The sequence below is a fragment of the Limibacillus halophilus genome, assembly GCF_014191775.1.
GTDB lineage: Bacteria > Pseudomonadota > Alphaproteobacteria > Kiloniellales > CECT-8803 > Limibacillus > Limibacillus halophilus.
In genome coordinates, this window is record NZ_JACHXA010000004.1 from 226,980 (window position 1) to 252,584 (window position 25,605).

At 55.4% G+C, this 25,605-nt stretch carries 23 protein-coding genes; 16 read left to right on the top strand and 7 right to left on the bottom strand.

What is annotated here, in order from left to right; genetic code table 11:
* The first annotated feature begins 77 nt into the window (after positions 1 to 77).
* Positions 78 to 1,103, top strand: a complete 1,026-nt coding sequence (locus FHR98_RS09155; protein ID WP_183416373.1) for a peptidoglycan DD-metalloendopeptidase family protein — start codon at positions 78 to 80, stop codon at positions 1,101 to 1,103.
* A gap of 15 nt (positions 1,104 to 1,118) precedes the next feature.
* Here FHR98_RS09155 and FHR98_RS09160 read toward each other — a convergent pair whose 3' ends face one another.
* Positions 1,119 to 1,997, bottom strand: a complete 879-nt coding sequence (locus FHR98_RS09160; RefSeq protein ID WP_183416374.1) for an ATP-binding protein — start codon at positions 1,995 to 1,997, stop codon at positions 1,119 to 1,121.
* Between the two features lie 175 nt (positions 1,998 to 2,172).
* Between FHR98_RS09160 and yajC the strand changes: the two genes are divergently transcribed.
* From yajC to FHR98_RS09180, 4 genes are all read left to right on the top strand, one after another.
* Positions 2,173 to 2,511 carry a preprotein translocase subunit YajC gene (gene yajC, locus FHR98_RS09165; RefSeq protein WP_183416375.1) on the top strand — a complete coding sequence of 113 codons (339 nt, stop codon included), beginning with the start codon at positions 2,173 to 2,175 and terminating at the stop codon, positions 2,509 to 2,511.
* 71 nt (positions 2,512 to 2,582) lie between these two features.
* Positions 2,583 to 4,145: a protein translocase subunit SecD gene (gene secD, locus FHR98_RS16640; protein WP_183416376.1), complete on the top strand. Its 1,563-nt coding sequence runs from the start codon at positions 2,583 to 2,585 to the stop codon at positions 4,143 to 4,145.
* 19 nt (positions 4,146 to 4,164) lie between these two features.
* Positions 4,165 to 5,094: a protein translocase subunit SecF gene (gene secF, locus FHR98_RS16645; RefSeq protein ID WP_183416377.1), complete on the top strand. Its 930-nt coding sequence runs from the start codon at positions 4,165 to 4,167 to the stop codon at positions 5,092 to 5,094.
* A gap of 25 nt (positions 5,095 to 5,119) precedes the next feature.
* The gene (locus FHR98_RS09180) at positions 5,120 to 5,509 is read left to right on the top strand and encodes an Mth938-like domain-containing protein (protein WP_183416378.1); all 390 of its coding nucleotides are present in this window, start codon (positions 5,120 to 5,122) and stop codon (positions 5,507 to 5,509) included.
* A 21-nt stretch (positions 5,510 to 5,530) separates the two neighbouring features.
* On the opposite strand, the gene FHR98_RS09185 is transcribed toward FHR98_RS09180, so the two are convergent.
* Positions 5,531 to 6,157 carry a dioxygenase family protein gene (locus tag FHR98_RS09185; RefSeq protein ID WP_221205816.1) on the bottom strand — a complete coding sequence of 209 codons (627 nt, stop codon included), beginning with the start codon at positions 6,155 to 6,157 and terminating at the stop codon, positions 5,531 to 5,533.
* Between the two features lie 165 nt (positions 6,158 to 6,322).
* Positions 6,323 to 6,922 carry a superoxide dismutase gene (locus FHR98_RS09190; RefSeq protein ID WP_183416379.1) on the bottom strand — a complete coding sequence of 200 codons (600 nt, stop codon included), beginning with the start codon at positions 6,920 to 6,922 and terminating at the stop codon, positions 6,323 to 6,325.
* Positions 6,923 to 7,103: 181 nt separating this feature from the next.
* On the opposite strand from FHR98_RS09190, the gene FHR98_RS09195 reads away from it, so the two are divergent.
* Entirely contained in the window at positions 7,104 to 7,967 is an 864-nt protein-coding gene (locus tag FHR98_RS09195) for a phytoene/squalene synthase family protein (RefSeq protein ID WP_183416380.1), read from the top strand.
* Between the two features lies 1 nt (position 7,968).
* Here FHR98_RS09195 and trmFO read toward each other — a convergent pair whose 3' ends face one another.
* Positions 7,969 to 9,342, bottom strand: a complete 1,374-nt coding sequence (trmFO, locus tag FHR98_RS09200; protein WP_183416381.1) for a methylenetetrahydrofolate--tRNA-(uracil(54)-C(5))-methyltransferase (FADH(2)-oxidizing) TrmFO — start codon at positions 9,340 to 9,342, stop codon at positions 7,969 to 7,971.
* A gap of 107 nt (positions 9,343 to 9,449) precedes the next feature.
* Here trmFO and FHR98_RS09205 point away from each other — a divergent pair, with 107 nt between their 5' ends.
* Together FHR98_RS09205 and FHR98_RS09210 are read left to right on the top strand one after the other, a co-directional pair.
* Positions 9,450 to 10,703, top strand: coding sequence for a Zn-dependent hydrolase (locus FHR98_RS09205; protein WP_246377657.1), 1,254 nt, complete (start codon positions 9,450 to 9,452; stop codon positions 10,701 to 10,703).
* Between the two features lie 96 nt (positions 10,704 to 10,799).
* On the top strand, positions 10,800 to 11,972 hold the full coding sequence (locus FHR98_RS09210) for an aromatic ring-hydroxylating oxygenase subunit alpha (RefSeq protein WP_183416383.1): 1,173 nt from the start codon (positions 10,800 to 10,802) through the stop codon (positions 11,970 to 11,972).
* On the opposite strand, the gene FHR98_RS09215 is transcribed toward FHR98_RS09210, so the two are convergent.
* Both FHR98_RS09215 and uvrA read right to left on the bottom strand, forming a co-directional pair.
* Positions 11,969 to 13,168 carry an adenylate/guanylate cyclase domain-containing protein gene (locus FHR98_RS09215; protein WP_183416384.1) on the bottom strand — a complete coding sequence of 400 codons (1,200 nt, stop codon included), beginning with the start codon at positions 13,166 to 13,168 and terminating at the stop codon, positions 11,969 to 11,971. The genes FHR98_RS09210 and FHR98_RS09215 overlap by 4 nt on opposite strands.
* 55 nt (positions 13,169 to 13,223) lie before the next feature.
* Positions 13,224 to 16,109, bottom strand: a complete 2,886-nt coding sequence (uvrA, locus tag FHR98_RS09220) for an excinuclease ABC subunit UvrA (RefSeq protein ID WP_221205817.1) — start codon at positions 16,107 to 16,109, stop codon at positions 13,224 to 13,226.
* Between the two features lie 216 nt (positions 16,110 to 16,325).
* On the opposite strand from uvrA, the gene ssb reads away from it, so the two are divergent.
* The 8 genes from ssb (at position 16,326) to FHR98_RS09260 (ending at position 24,369) form a co-directional block, all read left to right on the top strand.
* Positions 16,326 to 16,802 (top strand): single-stranded DNA-binding protein, encoded by a 477-nt coding sequence (ssb, locus tag FHR98_RS09225; protein WP_183416385.1) that lies wholly within the window; start codon positions 16,326 to 16,328, stop codon positions 16,800 to 16,802.
* Positions 16,803 to 16,817: 15 nt separating this feature from the next.
* The gene (locus FHR98_RS09230) at positions 16,818 to 17,267 is read left to right on the top strand and encodes a GNAT family N-acetyltransferase (protein ID WP_183416386.1); all 450 of its coding nucleotides are present in this window, start codon (positions 16,818 to 16,820) and stop codon (positions 17,265 to 17,267) included.
* 187 nt (positions 17,268 to 17,454) lie between these two features.
* The gene (gene gyrA / locus FHR98_RS09235; RefSeq protein WP_281369934.1) at positions 17,455 to 20,265 is read left to right on the top strand and encodes a DNA gyrase subunit A; all 2,811 of its coding nucleotides are present in this window, start codon (positions 17,455 to 17,457) and stop codon (positions 20,263 to 20,265) included.
* A 3-nt stretch (positions 20,266 to 20,268) separates the two neighbouring features.
* Positions 20,269 to 20,784 (top strand): pantetheine-phosphate adenylyltransferase, encoded by a 516-nt coding sequence (coaD, locus tag FHR98_RS09240; protein ID WP_183416387.1) that lies wholly within the window; start codon positions 20,269 to 20,271, stop codon positions 20,782 to 20,784.
* A gap of 768 nt (positions 20,785 to 21,552) precedes the next feature.
* Positions 21,553 to 22,074, top strand: coding sequence for a TadE/TadG family type IV pilus assembly protein (locus FHR98_RS09245; protein ID WP_183416388.1), 522 nt, complete (start codon positions 21,553 to 21,555; stop codon positions 22,072 to 22,074).
* Complete coding sequence (locus FHR98_RS09250) at positions 22,071 to 22,520, top strand: TadE/TadG family type IV pilus assembly protein (protein ID WP_183416389.1); 450 nt, start codon at positions 22,071 to 22,073, stop codon at positions 22,518 to 22,520. Before FHR98_RS09245 ends, FHR98_RS09250 begins: the two co-directional genes overlap by 4 nt.
* Entirely contained in the window at positions 22,501 to 23,982 is a 1,482-nt protein-coding gene (locus tag FHR98_RS09255) for a pilus assembly protein TadG-related protein (protein ID WP_183416390.1), read from the top strand. Before FHR98_RS09250 ends, FHR98_RS09255 begins: the two co-directional genes overlap by 20 nt.
* 174 nt (positions 23,983 to 24,156) lie before the next feature.
* Positions 24,157 to 24,369, top strand: a complete 213-nt coding sequence (locus tag FHR98_RS09260) for a hypothetical protein (RefSeq protein WP_183416391.1) — start codon at positions 24,157 to 24,159, stop codon at positions 24,367 to 24,369.
* A 29-nt stretch (positions 24,370 to 24,398) separates the two neighbouring features.
* Here FHR98_RS09260 and FHR98_RS09265 read toward each other — a convergent pair whose 3' ends face one another.
* The gene (locus tag FHR98_RS09265; protein WP_183416392.1) at positions 24,399 to 25,592 is read right to left on the bottom strand and encodes an MFS transporter; all 1,194 of its coding nucleotides are present in this window, start codon (positions 25,590 to 25,592) and stop codon (positions 24,399 to 24,401) included.
* Positions 25,593 to 25,605: the final 13 nt, after the last annotated feature.

Sequence of the window (25,605 nt, forward strand, 5' to 3'; positions counted from 1 at the left end):
ACCCTTCCGAGTAAGTCTGGCATCAAAAGAGATTGAAGCAGCGCCCGATTCGCGTTACCTGCCGGAGCGTGCCCGTTATGCAGTTAAAGAGGCTGTTTAAACCGACCGTGCTTTTAGCTTGTCTGTTCCTGGCGTCCTGTAGCCGGAGCAACGGCCCGGCACCGGTTGTCTATGGCGGCAGTCAGCCGGTAAATGCTTCATCACAGCAACGCTTACCCATACCAAACGAACATGTCGTGGTGGCAGGAGAGACGCTATTTGGGATTTCGCGTTACTATAATCTTCCAATCCGCGCGCTTATCGAGCGGAACGGATTGCAGCCACCCTATCTGCTGCGCACCGGGCAACGCCTCAGCCTACCTGCACCGGCCGTTCATATGGTCCGCCGTGGCGAGACAGTCTACGGCCTGTCTCGGCAATATGGCATCACGACGTCGGATCTTAGCCGCGCGAACGGTCTGACTGCGCCTTACACGATCCAGGTAGGCCAACGGTTGGTGATCCCAAAGAGCGATGGTGCCCCGCAGAACCGTACGGTAGGCAGTACCGTGCCTCAATCCACGGTGCCTACGACCGGTGAAACCGCGCCCAACCTGACAGCTGTTCCGGTCGCTAAACCGAGCGTAAAACCGGCATCCAATACGCAAGCGTCGGTGGGGACGAGTGCCACGCGCCCAACCCCCGCACCTCTACCACAGCCTCCCAGCAGCACAGGGCGCTTCGTTTGGCCCGTCGCAGGAAAGTTACTTTCTACCTTCGGGCCGAAAGCCGGCGGCTTGCATAATGACGGTATCAACATTGCCGCCGCCGCGGGAACGCAGGTGGTAGCCGCCGAGAACGGGGTTGTCGCCTATGCATCGAATGAGATGAAAGGATTCGGCAATCTTCTGCTTATCAAGCATGACGGTGGATGGGTCACGGCTTATGCCCATAATGCCAAGTTGTTAGTTAGCCGCGGGCAAACGGTTGCGCGCGGTCAACGCATCGCCCTTGTGGGGGCTACCGGTGCGGTTGGAACGCCGCAGCTGCATTTCGAGCTTCGTAAGGGCAGTCAAGCAGTTGACCCTCTCGGCTACCTCCCAACTCAAACATCGCAACGCTGATTGCACTGAAACCCGCTAGTCGAGCTTCTTTCCGAGGCGCCCCGCTAGATCTTGAACAAACTGCCAAGCAACGCGCCCCGAGCGGCTACCGCGCGTCATTGACCATTCGACCGCTTGGCTGTGGAGGTCCTCCGTGGTGATTTCCAGGCCATACCTCTTGGCGTAACCTTCGATCATGGCAAAGTAGGTATCCTGATCGCAGTTATGAAAACCGAGCCATAGCCCGAAACGGTCTGACAAGCTGACTTTCTCTTCCACCGCTTCTGAAGGATTGATGGCCGTGGAGCGCTCGTTCTCGATCATATCCCGCGGCATCAGGTGTCGCCGGTTAGAAGTGGCATAGAAAATCACATTGTCTGGGCGCCCTTCAATTCCGCCCTCTAGAACCGCCTTGAGCGATTTATAGCTAGCATCCTGTTGATCAAAGCTAAGGTCGTCACAAAAAAGGATGGCACGGCGCGGTTCGCTCCGAAGACGGGTGAGCAGCCTGGGTAGGCTCGGTATATCTTCGCGATGAATTTCAACCAGGATAAGTGCAGTCGCGCTGTTTTCTTCTCTTATTTTATTAACTTCAGCATGTACAGCTTTGACAAGACTAGATTTACCCATGCCACGAGAGCCCCATAACAAGGCATTGTTGGCAGGAAGATTTCGCGCAAATCGCAACGTATTGTCGAGCAGTATCTGGCGTTGGCGGGCGATGCCTTGCAGCAACTCGATCTCCACGCGGTTTACCTTTTCGACGGGCTCAAGCCAGTCTCCGTCCGCATGCCAAACGAACGCTTCGGCCGCCGGATCGACAGCGGCGCTCGGTGCTCTTGGCGCTAAACGGTCCAGCGCCTCCGCAATGCGTGTGAGCACGGCAACCAAGGTGCCATCTTGCGGGTCATTCATCGCTCGTCCCATCTCCTCAAGGCTATCAAAACGGCGGGAGCCTAGACCTCTGCTAAAAGTGGGTCAATCGGCGGGAGGTCGCAGCATGGCCGCTTTGTTCAGCAAGCATTGCATTTCCTCTATGGGGGGTTATAGTCCGCCCGACTTGAAATGCCTGCGAACCTAGGAGTCGAATATGTTGATTTCTCCCGCCTACGCCCAAGCGGCTGCCCCAGCCGGGGGCGCTGGATTCGATATCGTCAGCTTTTTGCCGCTGATCCTCATTTTCGTTGTTTTTTACTTCTTCTTGATCCGCCCGCAGCAAAAGCGGATGAAGGAGCACAAAGCCATGGTTCAAGCATTACGCCGTGGCGACCGTGTTGTGACAGCCGGCGGCATCATCGGCACCGTTACCAAGGTTATTGACGATGCTGAAGTGCAGGTCGAAATTGCGGAGAACGTGAAGGTTCGGGTTATGCGCGCGACCATAACGGATGTGATTTCCAAGACACCGTCGGGAAAAGACGGCGAGTAAGCATCTGCTTGGGGGGTAATAACACCGGTCACCAATGATGATCGGGTTCAGGTAAGCCGGATAGAGCAACCATGATAAATATACCACGTTGGCAATCGATCCTGATTATTGCGGTCGTTTTGTTGGGATTGGGGTTCGCAGCGCCTAATCTCCTTCCCAAGGACGATGCGGAAGCTCTTCCGGATTGGTTGCCCAACCAGCAAATCAATTTGGGTCTCGACCTGCGTGGCGGATCATACCTGCTGCTTGAAGTGCAGATGGATGCCGTAATTCAGGAGCAACTCGAGAACCTGGTAGATGCGATCCGGCTGTCTCTGCGAGCAGATAAGATTGGTTACACGGACCTTGGCGCGCAAGGAGACCGGGTATCTTTCACGCTTCGCGAAAGTAGCGACGGCGACAGAGTGAGTGCGTTGCTCCGCAACTATAGTGAAGGGTTCCAGATTGGACGGGACGGCGCGGCGTTCTCCTTGACGCTGACCGAGGAGGCTATTCGTCAGCGGCAGGCGACGGTGATGGATCAGTCCATTGAAATCGTGCGTCGCCGTATCGATGAAACGGGAACGCGGGAGCCCTCCATCCAACGTCAGGGCAGCGATCGAATCGTGGTACAGCTTCCTGGGATCGACGATCCAGAGCGGATTAAGGATATCCTGGGGCAGACGGCCAAGATGACCTTCCGTTTTGTTGACAGTGAAATCGTTCCCGGCCGCGACGCCATTCCACCTGGATCGGAGGTGCTCCCGGGTGCCTCACAGAGAGATGGTTTGGATTCTCAGCTTTATGTCGTGCGCAAGCGCGTGATGGTGAGTGGCGATACCTTGACCGATGCTCAACCCACGTTCCAGGAAGGTCAGCCGGTTGTCAGTTTCACGTTCGATTCAGTAGGGGCAAAACGCTTTGCCGATGCCACACGGGAAAACGTAGGTCGTATTTTTGCGATCATACTCGACGACAAGGTTATCTCCGCGCCGGTTATCCGTGAGCCGATCCTCGGCGGAAGCGGTGTTATTAGCGGACGCTTCACGGTCCAAGAAGCTCAGGATATGGCTCTGCTTCTGCGCGCCGGCGCTTTGCCTGCGCCCTTGACCATCCTGGAGGAGCGGACAGTAGGGCCCGGCCTTGGCGCCGATTCCATTCGCGCCGGTGAGATTGCCGCAGTTCTGGGTATGATTCTGGTCATCATATTCATGGGCGCTGCGTATGGACTGTTTGGGGTCTTTGCCAACATCGCGCTTCTCGCGAACCTGGTTTTGATCATGGCGGCATTGTCGGGATTACAGGCGACACTGACGTTGCCCGGAATCGCCGGTATCGTGTTGACCATTGGCATGGCGGTGGATGCGAACGTCCTTATCTTTGAACGCATTCGCGAGGAAGTACGGAATGGGCGTGGCCCGGTTTCCGCAGTTGAATCGGGATTTCGCAGCGCGCTTACGACCATCGTCGATTCGAATCTGACCACATTGATTGCCGCCGTTCTATTGTTCAACTTTGGCTCCGGTCCCATCAAGGGATTCGCCGTTACTCTGGCCATTGGAATTGTGACCTCTATGTTCTCGGCCATCATGGTAACGCGTTTGATAATTGTGGCATGGCTGCGCCGGCGACGGCCGCAGACCTTGGCTATCTGAAGGGCGGAGGATTAAAAAAATGGCTCTTATCCGACGTCTTTCCACCAACATGCACCTCCACATGATTGAGCGCCGGTGGTTTGTTTTCGGTTTTGCGGCGCTTATCGTCTTGGCATCGCTGGGCAGTTTCATGGCAAAGGGCTTAAACCTGGGCGTTGATTTCCGAGGCGGCATTCTGATCGAAGTGCGGACGGAAGGTGCGGCCAACCTATCCGATCTGCGGTCGCGCGTCGGCGGGCTGGGCCTGGGCGAGGTGACACTTCAGGAGTTTGGTGAACCAACCGATGTTCTCATCAACATCGAGAGGCAGCCGGGCGAGGAAGAAGCACAGCAAGCGGCCATCGAGAAGGTGAAATCGGCGATTGGCGATGTGGTTGTCGATTATCGCCGTGTCGAATTGGTAGGGCCCAAAGTTGGTCAGGAGCTTCGCGAGGCGGGCATTCTGGCAACCGTGTTGGCGCTTCTTGGGATAGCCATCTATGTGTGGTTCCGTTTTGAGTGGCAGTTCGCCGTGGTCGCTCTGATTGCCCTGATGCATGATGTTATTGGCACGATTGGGTTCTTTGCCTTGACCGGATTGGAATTCAATTTGGCCAGCGTTGCCGCCGTCTTGACGGTGGCTGGCTACTCCATCAACGATACGGTGGTTATAGCCGACCGAGTCAGAGAGAATCTCAGGCGATTCAAGAAAATGCCCTTGGCCGAGGTTCTGAATCGATCGATCGACGAGACGCTTTCACGTACCACGATCACCGGGTTAACGACATTGCTGGCGCTTGTTGCACTCTCGGTTTTCGGTGGCGAGGTGATCCGCGGATTCTCCCTGGCCTTGGTGTGGGGCGTGATTATCGGTACTTACTCGTCGATTGGCTTGGCCGTGCCATTGCTTGTCTATGTAGGCGTGCGCCGTTCCGCGGTTTCCGAGGAAGCGGCCGAAGCATCGTCCTAGATAATTTTCCGGGGAGGCACATGTCATGGACATCAGTCCGATGGTGCCGAAAGACAGGAAGCTGATCGAAGGCTACGGAGCCGAGGGGTTTCGTATCGCCGGCACGCTCTATGCCGGCTCTGTGCTCCTGATGCGGGACCGCGTCTTGGAATGGGACGTCACAGCGATGGACGAGCTTACCATCGATAGGCTGGAGCCTCTTTTCGGCGATGCATCCGACCTGGAAATACTTCTACTCGGTTGCGGCCTTCAAGGTGTTTTGCCCCCAAAAGAACTGAGGTTGGCGGTTCGCGAGCGGGGACCAGTACTCGACAGCATGGATAGCGGCGCTGCCTGCCGGACCTACAACGTCCTTCTGGCGGAGGAGCGGCGGGTAGCGGCCGCGTTGATCCTGCCGCGACCTGAAACCCGCTAAATCGAGCCCTTTGGCTGAACGCTATCCGATCACGATGGTGAATTGAGCTGCAAGAGCATTCCCACCTAGTTCGGGAGCTTGCGCAATCTCCAACGTTACCGCTTTTCGCTCAGCTTCCGTTGCGATCGCGCGATAGATACCGTCACGCTCATTCGCGGGGTCTCCTGCGACATAGAACTGCGTGGTGAGCGTTTCCGTACCGTCTGGGGTGAATACCTTGAGGTGAATGTGGGGTGCCCGCCAGCTATAGGGCACGGGTTTGATTGTGCGGAATCTACATGCGCCTTCAACATTGCTGCGAGTTTCGCCGAAGCCTTGGAAGTTCGGATCGCGTCCGGCCGCGCGGTCGAGTGGGTGATGATAGATCCCTTTGGCATCGCACTGCCAAATTTGAACGATGGCCCCGTCGATTGCGGCGCCATCGGTGTTCAGGATACGGCCAAACAAGTGCAACGGTGTCCCCATGACCCTGCCGGATTTGCCGGCTATTTTTAGGAGGTCGTTGTCGTGATCAAGAGGGAGCTCTCGCGGATAGAAGGGCCCCTCGGTCTGTTGCGGGGTCGGGGTCAAGGCGGCGAGAGCCACGCGCGGCATTGTTGCGAGGCCGCCGACAAGTAACCCGGACTTCACGAACCAGCGTCGATTCATCTCATTCTCCTGAGTAACTTCTGCTGGGTCTCACTAATAACCAATACAAGAAGCAAATGGGCCTGTAATGGCCAGACACATCTGCGTGTGGTGGTTATTCCTTAGACCAAAAGAAAAAGGGCGCCCCGTTGGACGCCCTTCCCATAACTCTGCAACCCCTTTGGACTATGCTTGCGCCAGATTGGCGTTTGCAAAATCCCAGTTCACTAAGTGGTCCAGGAAAGCTGCAAGAAAATCCGGGCGGCGGTTCTGGTAATCCAGGTAATAGGCGTGCTCCCATACATCGCAAGTCAGGAGCGGCGTCTGACCGGGCGTCACTAACGGCGTATCAGCATTCAAGGATGCAACGATCTTAACGCTATCGCCTTCAGCAACCAGCCAAACCCAACCACTACCGAAACGCCCGGCACCGGCGGCCTTGAATTGCTTGGCAAACTCCTCGTAGGAGCCAAAGGAGGCGTTGATTTTCTCGGCGATCGCACCACTTGGCGCGCCACCACCGCCTGGCTTCATGGAATTCCAGAAGAACGTGTGGTTCCAAATCTGGGCCGATTGATTGAACAAGCCGTTATCGCCTGAATCCTTGGCGGATTGGATCACGGCCTCCAGGCTTTTGCCTTCCAAAGCGGTGCCTGCAAGCAGCTCATTGGTTTTAACCACGTAAGCATTGTGGTGTTTGCCATGGTGGAAATCAAAAGTTTGCGCGGAGATATGCGGCTCCAGTGCGTTCTTAGCGTAGGGCAACTGCGGAAGCTCGAAGGCCATCTCTTCCCCCTTAAAGGTTAAACAAATTTGGAAGCCGACCCGTTTCCGGATCGGTTCAGGAATTACACACATCAGATAAGCTTTTTTCCCTCAGATGTTAACCCGTCACGACATGAAAAATACATTATGCGCCGCCTTTTATCCTCTTGGCTGCCCGACCGTGTCCTTCTAGCTTGTGGCCATGACCCTGACGGACGACCTTTCCTATTGCAGTGACCAGCTACGCCGGCTGGATCATGATCGCTATCTGATCACTCTTCTGGCACCGGAGCGGACGCGATTTTCTTTGCTGGCGCTCTACGCTTTCAATCTTGAGATCGCGCGAACGGCTGAAAGTGTGTCCGAGCCGATGCTAGGGCAGATACGTCTGCAATGGTGGCGTGAGGCGATTGAGGGTATCTACAGCGGCACGCCGCGGCGTCATGCTGTGATCCAACCTTTGAACGAGGCGATACGATCCATGGAACTGCCCCGCGCGCATTTCGATGCCTTGATCGACGCACGCGAATCAGATCTGGAGTCCGAACCCTTCGCCGATCGGGAAGAGTTCCTTCGATATACCGAGATCACGGGCGGCCTGATAGAAGAACTCGCGGTCCGAACGGTAGCGCCTGATGAGGCCGAAGCTTGGTCGGCTGCCCGTCAGGTCGGACAGGCCTGGGCAATCATCGGCATAATGCGTGCCGTTCCTTTCATGGCGGCGCAAGGGCGCGCAATGCTACCGATGACGGACCTGCGAGCGGCCGGCATGACGCGTGACGACCTGACCTTGTCAGGCAAGGACTCAAAAAACGGCAGTCGGGGGCTGGCCGGAATCGTCGAGGCCTATGTTCAGGTCGCCCAAGAAAACCTGACAAGGGCGCGGCGCGAGGCTAAGCATCTTCCCCGACAAGTGATACAGCAGTTGTCTCTCGCGCGGATCGCGGACTTGCATATCAAGCGTTTTGCACGATACGGCTACGATCCCTTTAATGGCAAACTTCAGATCAATCCACCTAGTCGAGCTTGGCGACTTCTGGTGGCCAAACTGTTGAACCGCTTCTGAATTACTCAGCGGCCCTGCGATCGCCTGACAGCCATGTACCGAGGTCTGCCAGGGCACGTTGGCTGTAGGCGCGTTTACGTTCCCGCTTTCCCAGGCGCTTGGCCGTTTGTGGATCAAGCGGTGGGAACAGGCCAAAATTTACATTCATTGGCTGAAAGCCTTCGGCTTCCGCGCCGCCGGTTATATGCTCAAGCAAGGCGCCCAAGGCAGTTGTTGCCGGAGGCTGGGATAGGTCTTGCCCCAGTCTTTCCGATGCTGCGAATCGACCTGTAAGAAGTCCGATCGCGGCACTCTCTATGTAGCCTTCGACGCCGGTAACCTGGCCGGCAAAACGCAAGCGGGGATCCACCTTCAATCGGCAGGTGCCATCAAGCAGCCTTGGTGAGTTGATGAACGTATTGCGATGGATGCCGCCGAGACGCGCAAACTCAGCGTTTTCCAGGCCTGGAATCATCTGAAAAATGCGCACTTGTTCGGCGTACTTCAGCTTGGTTTGGAAGCCCACAAGATTATAGAGGGTTCCCAAGCGGTTATCCTGGCGCAATTGCACGACCGCATAGGGGCGGCGGTCGCTATGGGGATCGGTCAATCCAACCGGCTTCATGGGACCGAAACGCAAGGTCTCTTTGCCACGCTCGGCCATTACTTCGATCGGCAGGCAGCCCTCGAAATAGGGTGTCGATTCCTCCCAATCCTTAAACGCAGTCTTCTCTCCGTCCAGCAATGCCTGGATAAAAGCCTCGTACTGCTCTTTGTCCATGGGGCAGTTGATGTAGTCCTTACCTGTCCCGCCCGGTCCTTCCTTGTCGTAGCGTGACTGGTACCAGGCGCGGGAAAGATCGATACTGTCCTTGTGCACAATTGGCGCAATGGCATCGAAGAAAGAGAGGTAACCCTCGCCGGTGGCATCGCGAATGGCTTCGGCCAGCGCGGGCGAGGTGAGGGGTCCGGTTGCAAGGATTACAGAGTCCCACTCCTGCGGCGGCAGCCCGGCAACCTCTTCGCGTTGGATCGATACGAGAGGCTCCGCCTCCAAGGCCGCGGTCACGGCCTGTGAGAAAACATCCCGATCAACCGCGAGGGCGCCGCCCGCCGGAACCTTCGCGGTTTCAGCAGCGCGCATGATGAGCGAATTGCAACGGCGCATCTCTTCGTGCAACAGGCCCACGGCATTGTACTCGACATCATCCGAACGAAAGGAGTTGGAGCAAACCAGCTCCGCAAGCCCGTCTGTATGATGGGCATCGGTTTTACGGACCGGACGCATTTCATGCAGGATGACGGGGACACCGGCACGGGTCAGCTGCCAGGCAGCTTCGCTGCCAGCAAGTCCGCCGCCTACGACATGAACCGCCTTGGGTGCTTCTTTCATCATGGTCTCCTGTAGCTGCATCCTGTCTCGTGAAGTCCGCATGGAAAGAGGATTTCCCGATCAGGGGGCACTTGTTAGCATTGCCCAGCAAAGACTGAAAGGGAGCGATGATGAGCGAGGAAGCTTTGCCCAACAAGAACCTGCGCATAGATGGTACACGACTCTGGCGCAGCCTGATGGAAATGGCGGAAATCGGCGCAACGCCAAAAGGCGGTGTTTGTCGTTTGGCCCTTAGCGACCTGGACAAGCAAGGCCGAGACCTTTTTAGAGAATGGTGCGAAGCAGCAGGATGCAGCGTCACAGTAGACGCCATGGGAAACATGTTCGCGCGGCGTCCAGGATTGGATCCCAAGCGAGCGCCCATTCAAACCGGTAGCCATCTCGATAGTCAGCCGACCGGTGGCAAATTTGACGGCGCCTACGGCGTTCTCGCCGGACTAGAAGTCATCCGTACATTGAATGACAATGGGATTGAAACCGAGGCCCCGTTTGAAGTTGTCGTCTGGACCAATGAGGAAGGAAGTCGGTTTGCACCGGCGATGATTGGATCAGGCGTTTTTTCAGGGACCTTCTCTTTGGAGGAGGGGCACGGAAAGCAAGACAAGGATGGTAAGACCATTGGGGGTGAACTGACCCGCATTGGTTATTTGGGCACGGCGCCGCTTGGTCATCCGGTCGGCGCCTATTTCGAGGCGCACATTGAGCAGGGACCAATTCTGGAAGCCGACAGCAAGCAGATAGGTATTGTTTCCGGAGTGCAGGGGCAGATTTGGTACGAGATCACACTGACCGGTCAGGAATCTCACTCTGGCACAACGCCGATGCCCGTCCGACGAGACGCCCTTGTAGGCGCTGCTGGATTGATCGAAGCGGTCAACCGAATTGGGCAGGCACATGAACCCGGTGGCTGCGGGACAGTGGGTATGCTTCAGCTGCACCCGAACAGCAGGAACGTTATCCCCGGCAAGGTTTTCCTCACGGTTGATTTCCGTCATCCTTCAGATCAGGCCTTGGCGCTCATGGATCAGGAAATACGAGCAGAATCGCGGGCTATTGCCGACAAGCACTCTTTAGACCTGGATCTGCAAAAAATTTGGTCATTTCCGGCGCTGGAATTCGATCACGACTGTGTCGCAGCCGTGACGCGGGCCACGACACAATGCGGCTACAGCAATAGAGCGATTGTCAGTGGTGCAGGACACGATGCCGTCTATCTGTCAAAGGTCGCACCCACCGGTATGATCTTCATCCCCTGTGCCGATGGCATCAGCCACAATGAGATTGAAAGTGCAACGCCGGAAGATGCGGAAGCCGGGTGCAATGTGCTGCTGCATGCCATGTTGGCCATGGCGGACCGTGACTAAGGTTCTTTTCGCGACGCGAGTAAGTCGCCCACAAGCAGGACAAGGGGCTGTTCCTAGCCAAGTCTGCAGGAAGATCCTGCGTGACCGGAGGTCGGAATGCCAGATGATGCCTTGCTCTCCAATGATACGGTGGAAGCCTTATTCAGGGCTCCCGAGCTCGCACGCGGATTGCCGAACGCCTGCTACCATGATCGCGAGTACTTCGCTCGAGAGGCTGATAAAATATTTACGCGGCAGTGGGTCTGCGTGGCTGTCGCTTCCGAGGTGCCCGAACCCGGCGACGTGAAGCCGGTCTCCGTCGCCGGAAAACCGCTTGTCGTACTTCGGGACCGCACCGGCGTGGTCCGGGTGTTCCATAACGTATGCAGCCATCGTGGCGTTAAACTCGTCGATGCGCCTTGCAAAGGCGTACCTGCACTTCGTTGTCCCTATCATTCCTGGGCGTATGCCTTGGATGGGCAGCTCAAAGCGACCCCGCATGTGGGGGGCGTTGGGCAAAACCGTGCGGCCGGCTTCAGCCGCGACGATAAGGGCCTCAAGCCAGTTCGCGCCGTTGTCTGGTGGGATATGGTTTTCGTGAACATTTCCGGCGATGCGCCGGATTTCTCGTCTTTAGCCGCACCGCTGTCGGAACGCTGGAAGCGTTGGGACATGAGGCATTTGCGGTATGGCGGAAGCGAGGATTCATCACTCTCATTGCCAGTCAACACCAACTGGAAACTAGCAGTCGAAAACTATTGTGAGAGCTATCACCTGCCTTGGGTGCATCCTGGATTGAACAGCTATTCCCGCCTTGAAGATCACTATCATATATTCGGTGAGAACTTTTCCGGTCAAGGCAGCACCAAATACGACCCACGCCTGCCGAACGCCTGGAGCCTGCCGAAGTTTCCGGATTTGACGGAGGAGGAGGAGGCACTGGCTGAGTATGTCGTGTTCTTTCCCAACGTCTTACTCGGCATTCAAGCTGACCATTTTTATGTCATGATCCTTGATGTGGAGGATTCTCAAAAGACCGTGGAGCGTCTACACATTTATTACTTGCAAGAAGCGTGGGAACAGCCTGACCTCCCCGCGATCAGGGCCTTGACGCGCGATCGCTGGCGAGAGGTCTTTGTCGAAGACATCGATATGGTCGAGCGTTTACAGCAAGGGCGGGTATCACCAGCCTTTGACGGGGGGTGTTTTTCTCCTGTGATGGATACGCCAACGCTCCACTTTCAGCGGTTGATAGCAAAGGCGGCGGGGCAGGCTCCGGAAAATTTTTAATCAGCAGCGCTAGCGGATTTAGTGGTTAGAATTTCCTTCCAATCACCGATTCCCTTGAGCGGGAACTTGCCTAAACTGCGGTAGTTCACATCGGATTCGCGTTCCGCAAATTCTGCCGACACGACGATGCCGTCCTCGGTTTTCTTGCTGAATGGCTCAATACGGGTGACCATGTTTACCGCTGGGCCTATGACCGTGAAATCCAAACGATCCGTGGTGCCGACATTACCAAAGCGCACATCCCCGACATGAAGCGCTATCCCGCAAGTCAGATCGAAGTCATCTTCCTCTTTCCGGCGCTTTGCCATGGCCGCTTGAGCCGCCTGAGCAGCCCCCAAGGCCTGTTTGCAAGCGGTGCAGTGATAGGTATGCCCTTCGGGGCAGGGGAAGATAGCCAGAATGCCATCGCCGATAAATTTGAGAATTTCACCGCCTGCGTCCGTCAAACACTTACCGACCGTCTCAAAATAGCGGTCCAATAATTCTATGACGTGCGGCAGGGGTTCGGATTCGGAAAGCGGTGTGAAGTTGCGAAGGTCGCAGTAAAAGAGGACGGCATGCACAGCTTCGCTATCACCTCGAAGAATCGAACCTCGGAGAATCCTTTCGCCGGCATCGTGACCGACATAGGTGTCTAGAAGGGTTCGCGCCAGACTCCTTGTTTCCTGCAACTCGAGCGCCGTGCCAAAGGCTTTCAAACTCGATTCCAGAATGTCGAGGTGGCGTTGGCTGAAACCATCCGTGTGACGGGTTGCTATTGAAAGCGCCGCGGGCCCTAGAATCCATAAGGGCACAGGTAACATCAGGTAATGGACATAGCCCTGCTGCTTCAACTCCGACAGTATCGGATAATCCTTGGGGTCTTTGTGGCGATCGAGCCGCCGCTCAATCACCTTGTTCGTATCACCGCCCTCGAAGATATCGCGCACGGGTGAGTGAATGTAATCTTCATGCTTTTCGACGCCGTGACCGCGCTTGACTTCAATGGCACCGCCTGAGTCGCGGCTCCAATGGAAACTTCGAGCCCGCAGCCCCGGGTTCAGCTGTCGCATGTGCAAAGTCATGCGGTCGGTGGGAACCCCGCGCAGTATCAATTGCCGGGCGAAGGCATCGAAAAAGAGGGTCCCGCGGCCAAAGCTGTCATGTTGACTTAGAAGCCAATCACGCAGGTCCTCAGGGTCATCGCTGTGATGCATGATTTTGTCATTCATGGTTGGCATAAAGTAAGGAACGACAAACGGAATACAAGCATCACGCTCGCTTCCTCATGGCACCAGTTCGCGCCTTTTTCGTACCCAGATAGGGAGAGAGATAAGCGCCGGTGTGGCTTTCAGCGGATTTCGCGATTTCCTCAGGCGTGCCACTCGCGATGATGTGACCACCCTTACTGCCGCCATCAGGTCCAAGATCAACGATCCAATCAGCCGTCTTGATAACCTCCAGATTATGCTCGATCACGACGACGGTATTGCCCTGATTGACAAGTGCTTGAAGGACTTCGAGGAGTTTCCGTATATCCTCAAAATGGAGACCGGTGGTCGGCTCATCCAGAATGTAGAGAGTGCGACCGGTCGCGCGTTTGGAAAGCTCACGGGAAAGCTTGATACGTTGAGCTTCGCCCCCCGACAGTGTTGTGGCTGGCTGACCAACCTTGATGTAACCCAAGCCCACGCGCTCCAAGGTTTCCAACTTAGTCCGAATGCTCGGAACTGCCTTGAAAAACCCTACGCCTTCCTCAACTGTCATATCAAGAACATCTGCTATTGATTTGTTTTTGAATTTAATTTCCAATGTTTCTCGATCATATCTATGTCCCTTACAAACGTCGCACTGAACGTAGATATCCGGGAGGAAGTGCATCTCGATCTTGATAACGCCGTCGCCCTGACATGCTTCACATCGACCACCCTTTACATTGAACGAAAAGCGACCTGGCTTATACCCCCGGGCCTTGGCTTCAGGCATGCCGGCGAACCATTCCCGTATGGGCGTGAAACAGCCGGTGTAAGTTGCGGGATTGGAGCGAGGGGTGCGCCCGATCGGTGATTGATCGATGTCGATTACCTTGTCGAGAAACTCTAACCCTTCGATAGCATCATGGACGCCGGGTATCTCCCGTGCACCGTTCAAGCGTCTGGCCAACGCCTTATAGAGTGTTTGGATCACCAGTGTTGACTTGCCGGAACCGGAGACACCTGTGACGCAGGTGAAGGTGCCGAGCGGAATCTCTGCGGTTACGGAATGCAGATTATGTTCACGCGCACCCCGTATGAGTATTTTCTGACCTCGATGCCCTTTGCGGCGTTTTTCTGGCAAGGGAATTTCCTTGATCCCGGTGAGATACTGCGCCGTGAGGCTCCGTTCGGTGCTGTTCATGACCTCTTCCGGCAATCCCTGAGCCACGACTTCGCCGCCGTGAACGCCTGCTCCGGGCCCCATGTCCACCAAATAATCGGCGGACCTGATAGCATCCTCGTCGTGCTCAACGACGATCACGGTGTTTCCCAGATCCCGAAGCCGTTTGAGGGTTTCCAATAACCGAGCATTGTCGCGCTGATGGAGTCCGATGGAGGGCTCATCCAACACATAAAGCACCCCTGTCAGCCCCGAACCAATCTGTGAAGCAAGACGGATACGTTGGCTTTCACCGCCCGAAAGTGTTGCCGAAGCCCGGCTTAGGGTTAGGTAATCCAGACCGACGGCTTCAAGGAAAGACAAACGCTCATTGATCTCCTTGAGAATTCGCTCTGCGATTTCCTTTTGTTTAGGCGTCAGGCGGTCGTTTAATCCGCGAAACCAATTGACCGCCTCCGCAACGGCCAGTTCGGCACATTCACCGATGTGGCGATCGCCGATCTTCACGGAAAGAGCTTCTGGTTTCAGTCGGTAACCGCTGCATGTTTCGCAGGCACGATTGGATTGATACTTCGCCAGGTCCTCGCGCACCCAGTCGCTATCGGTCTCTCGCCACCGGCGCTCCATATTGGGAATAATTCCCTCAAATGGCTTGTTTGTCTCATAGGTGCGCAGCCCATCGTCGTAACGTAGCGTGACCGGATTTCCGCCGGATCCGTAGAGGAGGGCGTGCTGTACCGCTTCCGGAAGGTCCTCCCAATTTGTGGTGACTGAAACCTTGTAGTGCTTGGCGAGGCTATCGAGCGTTTGTTTGTAATAGGGAGAGGTTGAGTTCGCCCAGGGTGCGATGGCTCCCTGTCGCAACGAACGATTTCCTTCGGGCACCACCATGGAGGGATCGAAGTAGAGTGTGGACCCCAAACCGTCACATGCGGGACAAGCGCCGAAGGGATTGTTAAAGGAAAAGAGGCGAGGCTCAATCTCGTCGATCGTGAAGCCGGAAACCGGGCAGGCAAATTTTGCGGAGTAGGTCACCCTTTCGCCTGAATCCGCATCCTCGGTGAAAGCCAAACCGTCGGCCAGAGTAAGAGCGGTCTCAAAGGAATCCGCCAGTCTGCTTTCTAAACCGTCGCGAACCACCAAGCGATCCACGACGACCTCGATATCGTGCTTGCGCTTCTTATCCAGTTCCGGCGCGTTTTCGATATCGTGGATTTCGCCGTCGATCTTCACACGTTGAAATCCGCGCTTGCGGAGATCCAGAAGTTCTTTGCGATACTCCCCTTTCCGGCCTCGCACGATGGGTGCAAGTAGGTACAAACGGGTTCCTTCCTTCAAGGCCATCACACGGTCAACCATCTGGCTGACAGTTTGGCTTTCAATTGGCAAGCCAGTTGCCGGTGAATAAGGAATGCCAACCCGTGCGTAGAGTAAGCGCAGATAGTCATAAATTTCCGTCACGGTACCCACTGTAGAGCGCGGGTTTTTCGACGTTGTTTTCTGCTCGATCGATATCGCGGGAGAAAGGCCCTCGATAGAATCGACGTCCGGCTTTTGCATAAGCTCCAAAAACTGCCGAGCGTAGGCTGATAAGGATTCTACATAGCGTCTTTGGCCCTCGGCGTAGATCGTATCAAAAGCCAGGGACGATTTGCCTGATCCCGACAGACCGGTGATGACCACGAGTTTTTCGCGCGGTAAATCAACATTGACGGATTTAAGATTATGTTCGCGGGCCCCTCGCACGGCGATGACGGGGGCAGACGTTGGCTTTTCGCTCAAGGCACCTGGTTCCGATTGCTATAAGGTATGGGTTCGTTGTTAGAGGCAATATGGCGCAAGCAGCGAGGCATTGCCACTCCTGGATGTTCACTTTATTTTCTCATTGCGCCTTCACGGGTGACAGGGCCCACTTCTCCGGTCTAGAGTGCGCTCTCGGCGAGCCTTTATAGGGCTCGTATTTCTAAGCAATGTGTTTCAAGGGGAGTGCCGTACGTCATGGCCGGAAGCGTCAACAAAGTAATTTTAATCGGGAATCTCGGCCGAGACCCGGAGATCCGTACCACGAACGACGGCACCAAGGTTGCAAACTTCACTCTCGCAACCAACGAGACCTGGCGTGACCGGCAGAGCGGAGAGCGCCGAGAACGCACAGAATGGCATCGCATTGTGGTCTTCAATGACCGATTGGTGGATGTCATTGAGAAGTACCTCAAGAAGGGCGCGAAGGTTTACCTGGAAGGTCAGTTGCAAACACGCAAATGGACCGGCCAGGATGGTAAGGAAAATTATACGACGGAGATCGTGCTCCAACGCTATCGCGGTGAACTGACGATGCTCGACGGACGCGGCGAGGGCGGCGGTGGCGGAAGCTATAGCGGTGATGATTATGGCAGCGGCTCGTCGGGTGGGGGGTCGTCCTCTGCGTCCGGCGGTTCGTCCGGCGGCGACCTTGATGACGAGATTCCATTCTAAAGAATTGCTCGGACCATGTGCTCGCTGCTCTGGCGTAAATTTGCCGAGCTTGAAAAGGAAGAACTCTACGCACTTTTAAAGCTGCGTGCCGATGTATTCATTCTAGAACAGCGTTCCTTTTTTCAGGATATGGATGACCAGGATCAGGCTGGGCTTCATCTGCTGTGGTTGGATCGGGAAGAGCGCATTATCGGTACGCTGCGCTTGTTGCCCGGCGCGCAAGGGCGGTCGGTCACAATCGGCCGGGTCGTTTTAGCCCCGAGCGCACGTGGTCGAGGGTACGGTCGGCGGATGCTGGTCGCGGCCCTTGAAGAGACAGCGCGCCGGTGGGGACGTCCTTCCGTGCACTTGTCCGCGCAGTCGGCGCAGGAAAAATTCTATGCGGGTTTTGGGTTTTCCAGGGTCTCCGATCCCTATGACGATGCCGGAATCGAGCACATCGATATGCGGCTGGATCGCAGTTAGACACGCTTGAAGCGCGCGGGAAAAAACACCTTGCTCCAGATCGCCTTCTGGCGTTGTTGCAGTGCAATGACTCTGCTATATTTTCAGGCGATTTTAAGGAGCGTCTCCAGGGGCCGATTCGGATGCCGTTCCTACCTCCCCGTGGGCCCGCGATTGAGCCTCTAGAACCAGACCGGAAACCAGACCTTTGAGCGACCAGATACCGCAGCGTCCTGCATTCGACATCACGCCCGTCACTATCGAAGACGAGATGAAGCGCTCCTATCTCGATTACGCGATGAGCGTGATTGTAGCGCGCGCCTTGCCCGATGTTCGAGACGGCCTGAAACCTGTTCACCGCCGCATTCTCTATGTGATGAAGGAAGGTGGTTTCGACTGGAACCGTCCCTATCGTAAGTCGGCCCGCATCGTCGGTGATGTGATGGGTAAGTATCACCCGCATGGCGATTCTGCGATTTACGACGCAATGGTGCGTATGGCCCAGCCATGGTCAATGCGACAGCTCCTGGTTGACGGACAGGGTAACTTTGGCTCCGTGGACGGCGATCGCCCGGCGGCGATGCGTTACACCGAGGCTAAGCTACAGCGCGTTGCCTCGGAGGCGCTGCTGGAGGACATGGACAAGGAAACGGTGGACTTTGCGCCGAACTACGATGAGTCCACGAGCGAGCCGACGGTTCTACCGGCACGGTTTCCCAATCTTTTGGTCAACGGCGCCGGTGGCATTGCAGTCGGCATGGCGACAAATATTCCTCCCCATAATCTTGGGGAGGTAATTGACGGCTGTTTTGCTTACATAGACGATCCGGATATCTCCGTGGATCGGCTCATGGAATTCATTCCGGGCCCGGATTTTCCGACAGGCGGTATCATTCTTGGGCGCGCGGGCATACGCGATGCGTTCCATACCGGACGCGGTTCCGTCGTAACCCGTGGTAAGGCAGAGATCGAGCTGCGCGACCGTGATCGTGAGTCCATCGTTATCACTGAAATTCCCTATCAGGTGAACAAGGCTCGCATGATTGAGCAGATAGCACAGGCGGTGCGTGCAGGAACGATTGAAGGCGTTGCCGAGTTGCGGGACGAGAGCGATCGCCATGGGATGCGGGTCGTGGTGGACCTCAAGCGCGACGCTATGGGCGATGTGGTCTTGAACCAGCTCTATCGCTTTACGCAGCTCCAGACGTCTTTCGGCGTGAACATGTTGGCCCTCAATGGTGGGCGGCCTGAGTTGATGGGGCTGAAGGACATCGTTGCCGCGTTTGTGGCCTTCCGTGAAGAGGTTATTACGCGCCGCACGATGTATGAGTTGCGCAAGGCTCGCGAACGCGCGCACATCCAACTTGGACTAGCGGTTGCCGTTGCCAACATCGACCCGGTCATCGCCTTGATCCGTGCGGCTGCCGACCCGGAAACCGCCCGTCAGGAATTAATGGCAAGGGACTGGCCGGCCGCTCAGGTCGGCCCGTTGATAGCGCTTGTTGATGAGCCGGGGAGGGCGGTGAGCGATGAAGGCACCTACCGTTTATCGGAGATTCAGGCAAAAGCCATCCTGGAATTGCGCCTGCAGAAACTGACCGGCCTGGAACGGGAAAAGATCGCCGAGGAATTGCAGGGGCTGATCGAGCAGATCAAGGAGTACCTGGCCATCCTCGAATCGCGCGAGAAGCTCTTGGAGGTCCTGCGCGCCGAACTTCAGGATATCAAGGATCGCTACGCCGATCCCCGGCGCACCGAGATCGACGAGCACGCCTTTGATCAAGATGATGAATCCTTGATCCAACGTGCCGAGATGGTCGTAACAATTACCCATGGGGGTTACATCAAGCGCGTGCCGCTTTCGACCTACCGTGCGCAAAGACGCGGCGGCAAAGGCCGGTCGGGAATGGCGACACGCGACGATGATTTCGTGGCTCAGGTACAGGTCTGTTCCACACATTCACCGCTCTTGTTTTTTACCTCGCGGGGAATGGCATACAAGATGAAGGTCTGGCGGCTGCCGGTTGGCACGCCGCAGGCGCGAGGAAAGGCGCTCGTCAATCTGTTGCCCTTGGAGAAGGGTGAAGCTGTCACGACTTGCTTGGCCTTGCCGGAGGACGAGACGCTCTGGGACGAAATGTCCGTTCTTTTCGCGACCTCCACGGGAACCATTCGACGGAACAAGCTCTCCGATTTTTCCAATATCAGGTCGAACGGCAAAATTGCCATGAAGCTTGATGAAGAGGGTGGCGGATACCTGGTTTCCGTAAAGCTCTGTGAGGATAACGAGGATGTGCTTTTGGCCACGGCCAAAGGAAAGGCTATACGCTTCCATGTTACCGATCTGCGTGTTTTCACGGGCCGCAGTTCGACAGGCGTTCGCGGAATCAAGCTAGGCAAGGATGATGAAGTTATCTCCATGTCAATCCTTGCGAGCAATGCGATCGAAATGGAGGAGCGGACGGCCTATTTGCGTTATGCAGCGGCAAAACGCCGGGCAGATGGCATTGAAGACGACAGCGATACGCCTAGTGTTGATGAGGTGAGCGTTGAATTGGATGCCGACCGAATGGCGGAGCTGGAACAGGCCGAACAATTTGTACTTTCTGTTGCGGCAGATGGATTTGGAAAGCGCACGTCCGCTTATGAATACAGGGTGACAAAGCGCGGCGGGCAAGGGATTGGCAACCTTGACCTTTCCCGAGGGAAAAAACAAACCACAGTTGTTGCTGCTTTCCCGGTCGAACCAGACGACCAGCTAATGCTGGTAACGGACGGTGGCAAGCTAATCCGCATGCCAGTGGAGGGAATAAGGATTGCCGGTCGTACGACACGGGGAGTCACGTTGTTCCGGATTGGTGAAGATGAACGGGTCGTGTCGGTTGCCCGCTTGGGTGAGAGTGGTGAGGAAGAGGATGAAGACGAAACCGAGGATGGTCCCTCACTCGAAGAGAGATCCAGTGAATCTGAAGAATTAGCCCCGGAAATCGACGTCGATGAACCTGAGCAGGGGGATTAAGCGATGCAGCGGGAGGAGTTGATAGGTATCTACCCGGGAACGTTCGACCCTATCACGCTCGGGCATCTTGATATTATCAAACGTGGAGCCCGGATGGTTGACCGTTTAATCGTCGGTGTCGCCGGTAACGAGGGAAAAGGGCCCTTGTTTGGGACCGATGATCGCTTGGAAATGGTGCGCCAAGAGCTCGAACAGATTGGCAATGGCAATGCAGTCCTTGAAGTTCGACGCTTCGATAATCTGCTGATGCATTTTTGTCAAAGTGTCGGAGCCAAGCTGATAATCCGCGGGCTGCGTGCCGTATCCGATTTCGAGTACGAGTTCCAGATGGCGGCGATGAACACACGCCTAGACCCGGGAATTGAAACCGTATTCTTAATGGCGTCGGAGCGGCAGCAGTTTATTTCATCCCGCTTCGTTAAGGAAATCGGCAGGCTGGGTGGCGATATCAGAAGTTTTGTCAGCCCGCTTGTTGCAGCACGCCTGGAAGAACGTTTTCGTGGCGATTCTGGGGATTAAGAAACAAGACAGATCCCCGTGTCGATGATTCGTGAGCCAACAAAACGCCTGAATTTCACAATTTTTCCCGTTCAAGCCGTTGATTCAAACCCTCGACTGGTTTACAGACGGCAGGCCTTTTTAGGGCGCGTAGCTCAGTGGTAGAGCAGCTGACTTTTAGTATTGGGAGCCCGTCTTCGGAAACGTAGCGGTGAACAGGCGTCAAATTCGGGGAACCCGTCCGCATTCCAGCAACGGCAATCCCGAGCCAAGCCTCGCAAGAGGAAGGTGTAGAGACTAGACGGCGCCCACCTAAAGCTTCGGCCAAGGTGAAGGGATAGTCCAGACCACGAACCCGAGAGGGGCGGCGAAAGTCGAAGTGGTATGTAATCAGCGGGTCGAAGGTTCGAACCCTTCCGCGCTCACCATATTAAACCCCCGGCATCTTAAGGTGCCGGGGGTTTTTCTTACATGCGAGTGCCAGCTTTCATCCTTGGTTTTTGCTTGAGTGATTTGTGCGGATGATTGTTAAAATATGTAAGATTGTGCTAGAAAAGAGCTACCTGTTGATGACTGCGTTTCGCGAGGCGATTTTGGTTATCGCCTCAGGGAACATTTCCGCGAAACAAAATAAGACCCATCAGGTAATAAAAGTAATTTCTTGAATTCTTTTCGGAGTCGCTGCAATAATCATAGGAATATTGCGTAAAACCTGATGGTTATAGATAAAATTTTATATTTTAGATTATAAGAAAATGGTTAGAAGGTGGTGAGAAACCACCCTAAATCATGAAGATTGAGAAGAGTGACTGTGTGATGCGACTTGGATTAGTCGACCGGTTTCGGAGGCGTGAATCAGGCGCGGTTCTTATCGAACTGTCGCTCGTCGCTCCTATGCTAATCATTACATTTATTGCGATAGCGCAATTTTCTTTCGCTTTTTATGTCGATGCAACTCTGCAGAGCGCCACACGAGCAGCCGTACGATTTGCATCGATGGGGGGCGGCATCACGACTGCTGATACCTATACCACTTGCACGTCGGTAGCCCCAAATTCAGTCGAGAGCAACGCTTGCGACTATATCGCGAACACGAACCTTTTTGGCTTGCTTGGAGATTTTGAAGTAAAAGCCGGGACTTATGCAGGCAATGACGGCGGTACCGGATCGGATACGACGGATGATACGGCCGAAACGGTTCGTGTTTATGCCCGCGTTCTGTTGAGTGACGTGGTTTTCATTGACTTCCGTGGTTTACTGGGGGGCGGTCGCTACATTGAGAGCTTCTCTGCCATGGTGGTGCAGCCATGATGATACGTAAGCTCAAGAGATTCCGTGCCACCTGTCAGGGTGGTGTCATGATAGAGGCGGCCATTGCCGTTCCGCTTTTCATCATCCTGGTATCCAGCATTATCCAGTTAGGCTTCATCGCCAATTCCTATGTGCAAATGCAGGACGCTGTTCGATTTGCCGCACGCGAGATGTCTGTTGGCCGTGTCACGAGTGGCGGTGGCGTTTATACCAACACCTGTGCGTCGGCCAGCGGTCAGGCGGCAACGACTGCGCAGCGAGTTGTTTGTGATCAAGTCAGTGCACTACCTGGAAATTTCAGTGTGGTGGCCGATCAGAATGCATCGGGTGCATCCCTTGTTCGTTTAACGATCCCGCTAAATGATCTGTTGTTCTTCAACATCAGTTTTCTCGGCGGCGGCGGCACCCTTACAGCGGAGGCAAGCTATGGTAACGAAGAATCCTAACGAGCCGCGGACCTATCCGCGAAGCTTGGCTCGTCGTTTCCTGCGAGGCGATGGCGGGATGGTCCTTATCTGGGTCACGGTGCTATTGCCGGTTCTGCTGGGGATTGCCGCGTTGGCGATCGATGCATCCTATATTTTCTCCAACCGCAGCCGCGCACAAGCTGCCGCGGACGCAGCAGCACTCGCCGGCAGCTATCTGGTTGACGGCGGCACGCAAAAAGAAGTTGAGGATGCCGGCTTCGCGGCCGCGCGCGCCAACCTGGCTATTGGCGGCGGATCGGGTATCAACATCGACAGCATCGTGATTGAACGCGGTGTGTGGGATTGCTCGGGTATTGTTTATCCGGCGACCTGCTTCACCGTTACAGGCACGGACCCGACGGCAGTGCGCGCCAGCGTTTCGCTTGGTGACGGTGGCGCCAGCACGGTCCAGCTTTTCTTCGCCAAAGCCATCGGGTTCGGCGATCAGGAGATCAATGTCGACGCCGTGGCCAACGTGATTGGTGGCGGTCCGCCTCAGGATTGCGTGGTTGCCTTGAATGAGCATGATGCCGCAGCTTTCTATATGAACGGCAACAACGACATCAATGCCACAGATTGTAATATTCAGATCGCATCCGACCACCCGACTGCTGCGGCAGAAATCAACGGAGGCGCTTCCAACATTACGATTACCGGCGGTACCTTTAACGTCGATGGTGCTTACAGCGGAAAGACTGGCGTCGTTAACCCGGAGCCAGTTGAAGGCGCTGGTTGCGCACCGAACTGCAATCCCTATTCGGGTCTTAATCCGATCCATGAACTGCTGCAGGATATCGCTTATGCACCGGCAGGGGGGAGCTACGACCAGGTAAGCCCACCCTCCGGATTCCAATGCACCCATGGAGCTCCCGGTTCGCCTACGAGCATTACTGGCGGTACTGCCTTGACACCCGGTGTCTACTGCGGCGGTATAACTGACTTTGGTGGCGGTACCGCCACCATGGCGCCGGGAACCTATGTCATGCTCGATGGGCCGCTGGACACAAACGCTGTCATACTGGACGGCACGGCTGGTGTAACCATCGTCATGGTCGATACCGGAGGTGCCGCTGATTCCTACATCTCCAGCAGTGGTAATGCCGGCTTCAACCTGACGGCACCGGATGCCGCGAGTGGCAGCCCCTTTGGCGGATTCATTATCTGGGAAGCCATCACGAACCCGAAGAGTGCTGATCCCAATGATTGGAAGATATCCGGTACGCCAAATAGCGATCTGATTGGCGCTATCTATACACCGAATGCCTGGTGGTCTTTCCGGGGTGATGTGAACCAGGGTGCCGGTGGTGCCGACTGCTTCCTCGTAATCTCGGATAAACTTGATTTCCGAGGCGGCACGCAAACCGATTTCTCCGCAGCAGGATGCGGCGGATTCGGTGGAACCCCGCTGTTCACGGATGATCGCTACGCACTCGTCCAGTAGAACCAGCGCTTAATCGTGTGAATAGGGCGGCTCGAGTAAATGGGCCGCCCTATTTCTATTCGGGACTAACGACACAAAATTGAACAACAAACAGACATTTGTTTCAAATTTTCCGCAAATAAACGATAATCAAACGAACAATAAAGAAGCACTAAACGTGAGTGGGAGGGAAAGATGAAATTCGATTTAGGCTTGGTTGCATTGATCGTGGCGTTTGGCCACATCATCTTCTATGCGATCCACAGCGCTCTTAGCCGCAACAGGACGACCGATGCCTTGGTTCGCTTGCGTGAGCTTGAGAGACGTTTCAAGAATCAGGCGGATCAGTGTAACAGCGACCACGACAAGATTGTTGACCTGGAGATCGAACTCAACAACGTACGCTAGGTCTGTGCCGTTCTCTTTCCCCGGCTGATCTAAAAGCGCCGCGGCAGGTTCCGTACGATCTGAGTCATGCCCAGAGTGTAGAGTCCAAGCAGGACGAAGTAAGCAGGCAAGGGTAGGGCAATCAAAACCAAGCCTGCTGCCGCTGGTGCTACGATATCGGAGACATCACGATAGGTTATGAATATGGGCGTCATGCGTGTTCGCTCGAGTGGCTTGACCATGCGAAGGAACGTCAGGTTTCCATAGATATCAAGCAACACTACGAACAAGGCGCAGAACAACAATAGCGCCATAGCCGAAAAGGGCGAGAACCAGGCCGCGACGCCAGCTGCAATATTGATGATGCCGGTGAACGCATAGGCCAGAATCAGTGCGCGGCGTATGCCAAGATAATTACCAACGCGTTTGAGCACCGGAACAAGAAAAAGAAGGCCATTTGCCGCCGATACCAGAAGCGCGCATGTTTCCGGAGAGAGTCCGGATTCGACGCCGAAAACCGGTAGATAAGTGAAAAAGGAGACCCACCAAACCGAACGGCCGAGCGCTATAAGCCACGCGCGTCGCAAGGGCTTTCTCCGGATGAAGGGAATGATGCTGCCAAAGGGAGTTTCCGGCTTTTGCCGCGCTGGCACGATCACGCTCCCTTCGCGCAGTCTCAAATACCAGAAGTAGGCGAGTTGAATCAGCGCGGCGACACTGCTCAAGATGAATGGAAGCCATTCCATTATGGACCAGAGGTACACCCCCAACCATGGCCCAAGCGTCCAGGCTGCGGCACTGAACAACAACCGGATCGGTTCCATCTCATTCAAGGCCCGCCCCTTTATGTGATCCAATACATAGAGGTTTAGGCAAATCGCGCCGCAGGCAGTGCCAAATATACGAATGAACATGCCAAAACTGACGCCGGTGAACATACTGGTACCGATCAGAAGCGGCGCGGTCGCAAGGCAAATTAACCCGATGGTGTAGGCACCCCGTCTAGAAATGAAGCGGATTAGTGAAACGATGCAAAGGTTGGCCACCAGACCGCTAAGTCCAACAACCAAATACAGATAGGAAAGGTCCGTGGCGCTACCGGTCACCTTGAGCACCTGCAAGGGCAGGATGGTGGAAAGCAGCGCCCGATTTAGCGACTCAAGCGCGAAAATCAACGCAAAGGATTTTGCTCCCGCTTGGCCAAGGGCGTGGATCCAATCGGGGTGTCGTACGTGAAGCGCCACGAAATTCTACCAA